Source organism: Pseudomonas capeferrum (assembly GCF_013523055.1).
Lineage (GTDB): Bacteria > Pseudomonadota > Gammaproteobacteria > Pseudomonadales > Pseudomonadaceae > Aquipseudomonas > Aquipseudomonas capeferrum_A.
Genome location: NZ_JAAMQM010000032.1, coordinates 46,196 through 54,096, shown reverse-complemented (window position 1 = coordinate 54,096; position 7,901 = coordinate 46,196). Strand labels below are relative to the sequence as shown.

General features: G+C 62.4%; 4 protein-coding genes and 1 pseudogene. 3 read left to right on the top strand and 2 right to left on the bottom strand.

Annotation, left to right across the window (positions count from 1 at the left end):
• A pseudogene (locus tag G7009_RS27935) lies at window positions 1–181 on the top strand (GntR family transcriptional regulator); the annotation flags it as partial.
• A gap of 337 nt (window positions 182–518) precedes the next feature.
• Here G7009_RS27935 and G7009_RS25865 read toward each other — a convergent pair.
• Entirely contained in the window at window positions 519–1,397 is an 879-nt protein-coding gene (locus G7009_RS25865; protein WP_181133105.1) for a DMT family transporter, read from the bottom strand.
• A 67-nt stretch (window positions 1,398–1,464) separates the two neighbouring features.
• Window positions 1,465–2,820, bottom strand: coding sequence for an MFS transporter (locus G7009_RS25860; protein WP_181133103.1), 1,356 nt, complete (start codon window positions 2,818–2,820; stop codon window positions 1,465–1,467).
• A gap of 274 nt (window positions 2,821–3,094) precedes the next feature.
• On the opposite strand from G7009_RS25860, the gene G7009_RS25855 reads away from it, so the two are divergent.
• Together G7009_RS25855 and G7009_RS25850 are read left to right on the top strand one after the other, a co-directional pair.
• Window positions 3,095–5,017 carry a bifunctional sugar phosphate isomerase/epimerase/4-hydroxyphenylpyruvate dioxygenase family protein gene (locus G7009_RS25855; protein ID WP_181133102.1) on the top strand — a complete coding sequence of 641 codons (1,923 nt, stop codon included), beginning with the start codon at window positions 3,095–3,097 and terminating at the stop codon, window positions 5,015–5,017.
• Between the two features lie 56 nt (window positions 5,018–5,073).
• Entirely contained in the window at window positions 5,074–7,650 is a 2,577-nt protein-coding gene (locus G7009_RS25850; RefSeq protein WP_181133100.1) for a bifunctional diguanylate cyclase/phosphodiesterase, read from the top strand.
• Window positions 7,651–7,901: the final 251 nt, after the last annotated feature.

The following is a 7,901-nucleotide window of genomic DNA, read 5'->3' as shown; positions in this document are numbered from 1 at the left end:
GATCCGCATCATTCGTCGTCTAGACTTCACCCAGGGCCCACGTGTCACGCTGACCTATGAAGAACACGGACGGATTCTCGCCGGCATTCTCGAACGTCGCAGTGACGAGGCCTTGAGCTTCCCAGAAGATTCAGAAGCCGAAGATAACCTCCAGCTTTTGAAAGTCGAGTGTTGTTCTTAATTGATTGGCATTACCCCAGTAGCCATTCTTCTTCCCAGTCAATGGATTTTCTGTGACAAGGTCACGGTAATCACTGAAAGAAGGCATGATGCCACTACTTCTTGCCAGCAGACCGCTTGAGGGGCTGGAGCCTTTTGTTCGTATTCAGTGAGTACCCGAAGATCATTTTAGGGATGAGTCGATAATACCACCCCTTCTCATATGGACATACAGTTGCCAACCACCGCGCAAGTCTTGGTCAACAGGATATGGGGCGGGGAATATTATCAAAGGTGGGCCCTTGAGGCGAAGACCGAGCCAGCGGTCTTGCCGCTTGGTCGCGCGGTCCGACGCTGGTTCAGGGCCTGCGCTGCATCCAGGCGGCACCCAGCCCGCTCAGGCAAATGACAGCGATACCGACCAGGCTCAGGGTGTCAGGTGCCTGGCTGAAGACGATCAGCCCCAGCAATCCCGCGAAGACGATCTGACAGTAGCTGAAGGGAGCGAGCAAGGCCGGCGCGGCATGGCGGAAGGCCTGGGTCAGTAGCAGATGGGCGGTCATCCCACAGCCGCCCAATGCCAGCATGAGCAGAATATGCTCCCAGCGTGGCGTTTCCCAGAAGAAGGGCACCAATGCGCTCATGATCAGGGTGTTGCACAACCCGGCGAAAAAGTTGCTGGTGGTCGGGCTGTCATGGGCGACCAGCGTGCGGGTAAGCAACTGGTAGAAACAGAACCCCAGGGCCGAGCCCAGCGGGAAGAGAATCGCCGGGGTGAACATCGCGCCGCCTGGGTGCACCACGATGAGCACGCCTATGAAACCCATGATCACGGCCACCCATTGGCCGACGGTCACCCGCTCCTTGAGCAGTGGTACCGACAAGGCCGTCACCAGCACCGGAGCGAGGAAGTTGACCGCAGTAGCTTCCGCCAGGGGCAGGTATTGCAAGCCGGCGGTGAACAACAGGCTGGTACTGAGCAGGCACAAGGCGCGAAGCGTCTGCAAGAGCGGCCTCTGGGTGCGCAGGACCCGTAGGCCGGCCTGCGGCATGAAGATCCCGGCCATCAGCAAGGTGTGCACCAGGTAACGCGCCCACACGACCATGATCACCGGGTAGACGCCACCGAGGAATTTCGACAACCCATCGTGGCTGGCGAACAGGAAGGTGGCCGTCACCACCAAGGCGATGCCGCGCAGCGGCTGGTTGACTCCGGACAGTGGCGTGCTGAGTTTCATGAGGTTCTCTGAAGGATGTAGCGCTCCACTGCACCAGGTGTGAGGTGGCACAGGCATTGTGCCGTATTCAGGCTGCGCCAGGTGGCTGATCGAAGGTCTGCTTGGGCATCGGCTTGGCGTTCGGGTTGCCCAAGTCTTCCATGGCCAGGCGATGGGTCTCCGGCGCCAGGTAGGCGGCGATGGCGCTCAAGCTGGTGATGAACAAGGCGAGCCCGCCGATCACCAGGGGAATATCGTGCGACCCAGGCGGCGCGAGGGTCGCGAACACCGCGGGCAGCATGGCGGTAAGCATGCTGCCACTGTTCTGCGCGATGGACACGGCCGAGACCCGATAGCGGGTGTGGAACAGCTCGGGGTAGAAACTCGGGAAGACCGCGTTGTAACCCTGGTACATCAAGCCCCACATGAGGACCGACGCCGCGAAGGCCAGCGGCACGCTCTGCAGACCGATGGCCTGGAGATAGACGGAGGCGAGCAACCCGGAGCCCAGGCACCCGGCGATCATGGTCGGACGTCGACCGATGCGGTCAGACAGGTCGCCCACCAGCGGAATCACCAGCATCGCGACGATGTTCCCGACCACGGAGATCCACAGGTAGACGCTTTTGTCGAAGCCCACCCCATAGGCAGGGTGCACGGCATAGGCGGCACCGAACACGGTAGCCACCACGGGAATCACGTTCATCAGCGCCATGACCATCACCAGCAGCATGTGTCTCCAGCTGTGGCACAGGGCTTCGATGATGGGTGACGAAGGCACCTTGCGTTGGGTCTTTTCCTGGACAAAGGCGGGTGTCTCGTGGACTTCCCTGCGGATGATGAAACCGATCAGCAGCACCAGCGCGCTCATCAGGAAGGGAATGCGCCAGCCCCATGCGGCAAAGGCATCTGCGGGCATGAAATAGGCCAGGGGCAGGAAGACCGCCGCCGCCAGGACTTGCCCTGCTTGCACCCCTTGCAGCGTAAAGCTGGTGTAGTAGCCGCGCCGACCGCTCGGCGCATGCTCCATGATCATGGAACTCGCACCCGCTATCTCTCCGGCCACCGCGAACCCCTGGACCAGGCGCAGGATCACCAGCAGGATCGGCGCCATGATGCCGATGTCGCGGTAGGTGGGCAGCAGGCCCACGGCCAGGGTCGACAGGCCCATGAGGAACATGCACAGCACCAGGACGTTCTTGCGTCCTCGGGTATCGCCCCAGTGCCCCAGCACGACGGCGCCGACCGGACGCGCCAGGTAGCCCACGCCAAAGGTGGCCAGCGAGGCGATGATGGCCATCTTGGGATCATCGGACGGAAAGAACACCTGCGGAAATATCAGCGCCGCCGCCTGGGCATAGATGAAGAAATCGTAGTACTCGAGAGCCGAGCCAATCCAACCACTGGCGGTTGCTTTCCTGGCTTGGGGGCTGGCGTGGGCCATGGTTGTCTCCATTCTTGTAGTTGACCGGCCATGCATCGTGCCGGGCAGCCCTGCTGGCGCCAGGGATGCGTTCTGCTGTCACTACGGACGTGTCGTGCGTGGCAAAGGACACGTATTGAACCAACAACTAACTACTTCGTACAAAGTAATGTCTGAACCACCGCGTCACGGCCTACTGTCCGGCCTGTAGTGGCGCATCCACATCAACACGGCAGCGACCATCACCTGGCCCCGCGCCTGCCAGGCGCCGGCCCTCTGACAAGGAAACTTCCCCATGCATCGCTCCATCGCCACCGTCTCTCTGAGCGGTACCCTGCCAGAAAAGCTGGAGGCCATCGCCGCCGCCGGATTCGATGGTGTCGAGATCTTCGAGAACGATCTGCTGTGCTATTGGGGGAGCCCAGGCGAGGTCCGCCAGCGTTGCGACGACCTGGGCCTCGCCATCACCCTGTACCAGCCGTTTCGGGATTTCGAAGGCTGCCCGCGTGAGCAGCTGCGCAAGAACTTCGACCGCGCCGAACGCAAATTCGACCTGATGCAGGCCTTGGGCGTCGATCTGATGCTCATGTGCAGCAATACTCAGGCCGATGCCTCGGGCGAGCACGAGGTGCTGGTCGAAGACCTGCATCAGTTGGCCGAACGCGCTGGCACCCGTGGTCTGCGGGTCGGCTATGAAGGGCTGGCATGGGGGCACCATGTCAATACCTGGCAACAGGTCTGGGATCTGGTGCGTCACGTCGATCACGCCGCCCTGGGCATGGTTCTCGACAGCTTCCATACCCTGGCGCTGAAGGGGGACCCCGGAGCCATCCGGGATATACCCGGCGAGAAGATCTTTTTCGTGCAGATGGCCGACGCGCCGATGCTGAACATGGAGGTCGCCGAATGGAGCCGTCATTTCCGCTGTTTTCCTGGCCAGGGAGAAATGGACATGCCGGGCTTCCTGACGCCGATCCTCGAGACGGGCTACCAGGGGCCATTGTCGCTGGAAATCTTCAACGATGGTTTTCGCGCCGCGCCCGCGCGCCAGAACGCTGCCGATGGCCTGCGCTCGCTGCTGCATCTCGAAGAACAGTGCCATTCGCAATTGCGGCAGCGGGGCGGGGCGGTGGCGTCAGGGCTGCTCTTCAGCCCAGCCGCGGCCAGTGCCTGTCACGGTATCGAATCCCTCGAGTTCGCCGTGGACCCGACGCTGGGCCGTCGCCTGGGGGGCTGGCTCGAACGTCTCGGCTTTGCCCAGGCCGGGCGGCACCGCACGCGAGACGTTCGACTGCTACGACAGGGCGATATCAATATCCTCCTCAATAGCCAACCCGATGGCTTCGCGCATGATTTCTTCGACGCTCATGGACCCTCCCTGTCGGCCACCACGCTACGGGTCGACAATTCCGTGGCCGCCGTGCAGCGTGCCCGTGAGTACGGTGCACAGATTCATGACGCTCCGGGCGGCCCCGATCAGCATGAAGCCCCTTCACTGCGTGCGCCGGACGGCAGCCTGATCCACCTCGTCCAACAAGCGCCCGCAAGCCAGAGGCGCGTTGATCCTGACTTCATCCTCGACGGTGATGCGCAGCCCACCGGCACGCTTCGGCGCATCGATCATCTGGCCCTGGCGTTGCCCGCCCAGTCGCTGGGCAGTGGAGCACTGTTCTACAAGAGCCTGATCGGCTTCCTGACCGAAGACGAAACGGTAGCGTCCGACCCTTACGGGTTGGTAAGAAGCCGTGCCTTGCGCAGCCCCTGCGGCTTTGTACGCCTGTCGTTGAGCGTCTCGCAGGAAGGCGAAACCGCCATCGCTCATGCCTTGTCTCGCTACCGCGGCGCTGGCCTCGAGCATGTCGCCTTTGCCTGCGAAGACATCTTCACGGAGGTGGCAAGGGCTCACGCGGCGGGTGTCGCGTTGCTGAACATCCCTCGCAACTACTATGACGATCTGGCGGCTCGATACGACCTGGACGAAGCGTTCCTGCGGCAACTGGCCCGCTGCAACGTGCTTTACGACCGCGATGCCCAGGGTGGAGAGCTATTGCATGCTTTCACCGAGCCATTCGAGGCGCGTTTCTTCTTCGAAATCGTCCAGCGCAATGGCGGATACAGTGGCTATGGCGCGGCCAATACCGCCATACGGCTGGCTTCGATGACCCAGTTGCACAGTACAGAGGTCCCACGCCAGGTGCCCGATCGTCAGGTGCGGTGATCAACCGCAGGAGGCAGGGGTCAATTGTCTGAAAACCCGGATAAGGTAGTGACGCAATGGATGCATCCTTGGGCAACGGTACGTCGACCCGCAGCCATGTGGTACGCCAACTGATAGTGGGGTTTGCCGGGCTGCTTGCCCTGGCCTTGGTGATTGGCGCAGTGTCGCTCTACCGCATCGCCGGTACCTTGAATGAGCGAGAGGTTCGAGCCAGCCATTTCTATGCCGACTCGGCATTGACCCAACTGGAAAGATCCGAAAAGGTCTACCTGCTCAGCCACGCGGTCTGGCAATCGGCCTACGACCATCTGGTGGGACGAATCGATCAGCGCTGGGCCTTCGATGAGGATAATGTCGGCCCGACGCTTTTCACGTCCGACGGCTACGAGGGGGTGTACGTCCTTGATGACAGCGGCACACGCTATGCCATTTTCGAGGGGCAATTGAGCGATGTACCGCTCGAGCGCAGGACCGGCCACGCGTCGACCATCCTGCAGCGTGCTCGCGAGGCCTCCCAGGCTTCCGAATCCGAGCAGGCAGCCGTGGGCTTCTTGTTGTTCGATGGGCAGCCAGCGCTGTTCACGGCGGCAGTGATCCAACCTCTCGCCATGCCGCATCATCTGGCCGCGTCACAGACAGTGCTGGTGTTCATTCGTGCGCTCGACCCGGTCATGCTCAAGGACCTGGGTGCCACGGTCGGCTTGCACGGCTTCGCCACGACTGCCGTACAGAGTCCCGCCAAGGGACGCGGATACATTCCCTTGCCAGGTAGCGGTCGTGCACTGACCTGGACCATACCGCAGCCGGGCAGCGAACTGCTCTGGAGCGTTGGGCCGCCGCTGGCCGCTGCCGCCTTGATCATTCTCACGCTGATGGCAGTCTTCGCTCGCTATGCCATGCGTGTCAGCACCAGCATCGACCGCAGCCACCAGCGCCTGGCCGAATCGAAGGCCGCCCTGCAAACCAGCGAAGAACGATTCAAGGCCGTGGCCGAGGCGGCTTCGGACTGGATCTGGGAGTCCGATGCGCAACTGCGCCTGACCTATCTTTCGCCACGCTTCGCCGAGCTCACGGGTTACCCAGTAGAGCAGTGGCTGCTGCGGCCGCTCACCGACCTGCTGGAATGCGATACCCAACGCGTGGAGACCTGGTTGGGCAGTCTGGCTGCCAGCGGCGCTGCGGGGAGCCTGCGTTGCCATTATCGCGATCAACTCGGTCAGTCGCGCACATGTCGTATCTCGGCGCGGGCCATCATCGAGCACAAGTTGTGCGTCGGTTTTCGTGGCACCAGCACCGATATTACCGACGAGGTGGCGGCCCATGCGCAGATCCAGCACCTGTCGATGCATGACGCGCTCACCGGGCTGCCCAATCGCAACAAGCTGTTCCGCTTTCTCGAAGAAGCGGGGCACACCGAGATGGCCGTGCTGGTGCTCGACCTGGACAATTTCAAGCCGATCAACGACAGCCTCGGTCACCCGGCGGGCGACGCGGTACTGATGGAGGTCGCGGCGCGGCTGGGCCAGGCAACGCGCGACAGCGACCTGGTGGCGCGCTTGGGTGGCGACGAATTTGTCCTGGCTCTGGTCAAGCCAGGCCAGCGCGAAGAACTGGACCGCTTTTGCGCACGCATCATCCAGAGCCTGCAGCAGCCTATCCAGATCGAGAATCACCGTGTCCATGTGGGCGCCAGCCTGGGCGTGGTCCTGTCCAGAGAGCATGGTGGCGGTCCCTCGGAGCTCATCCGCTACGCCGACGTGGCGTTGTACAGCGCCAAGCAGGCGGGCAAGAACACTTGGCGGTATTTCTCCACGCAGATGAGCGCCGCGCTGCTGGACAAACGCGCCCTCGAGCGTGAACTGCGCGAGGGGATCCCGCGTGGCGAACTGGTCCTGCACTTCCAGCCGCGTTTCTGCGTGGACGGCACGACCGTCGCCTCGGTGGAAGCGCTGGTGCGCTGGCAGCATCCCGAGCGCGGCCTGATGCGTCCGGACGACTTCATCGGCCTGGCCGAAGAATCCGACCTGATCGTGCACCTGGGGAACTGGGTGCTGCACGAAGCCTGCCTGCGAGCCAGCGGCTGGCCATTGGAGGTGATGGTCTCGGTGAACATGTCACCGGCACAGTTCAGCCTTAGCGATGTGGTCAGGGATGTGCGCGAGGCATTGATCGCCACGCGCCTGCCGGCTCATCGGTTGGAGCTGGAGATTACCGAGAACGTCATGCTCAACGACGTGGAAGGCGCGCTGCATACCATGAACGCGCTGAAGGAGTTGGGCGTGCGTCTGAACATGGATGACTTCGGTACCGGCTATTCGTCGCTCGGCTACCTGCGCACCTATCCCTTCGACAGCATCAAGATCGACAAGCGTTTCGTGCAGTCGCTGGGTCGCAGCGACAGCGATCGCAGTGTCGTCCAGGCGATCATCAACCTGGGCAATGCCATGGGCATGACAGTGACCGCCGAAGGCGTGGAGACCGCCGACCAGCTGGCGCTGCTGAGCGCCGACCAGTGTCACGAAGTGCAAGGGTTCTTGCTCAGCAGGCCGATCGACAACGACGACCTGATTCGCCTGATGAACGGGTATCGCGCGCCTGAGCCACAGGAGTGCCCGGCGCGAATCGAGCAGTGAGAGCGCCTTTGGGAGCGAGCGCCGTCCGCGCGGCGCATCGCAGCCCTCGCCACCGAGCGCGTGTTTCGCTACACCGCATACCGGTGGCGAGCGGCGGTCGCCGATGCGACTTGTCCCGCGATAGGCCTTCGGCTTCAATGAAATCCCAGAAGCCGAAGGCCGCCCGCCAGCAGTCGCATCGAATATCATTCTTCACCGACTGGCCCTGGCCTGACCGCCACATGCACACAAAAGGAGCCTGCAATGGCTAA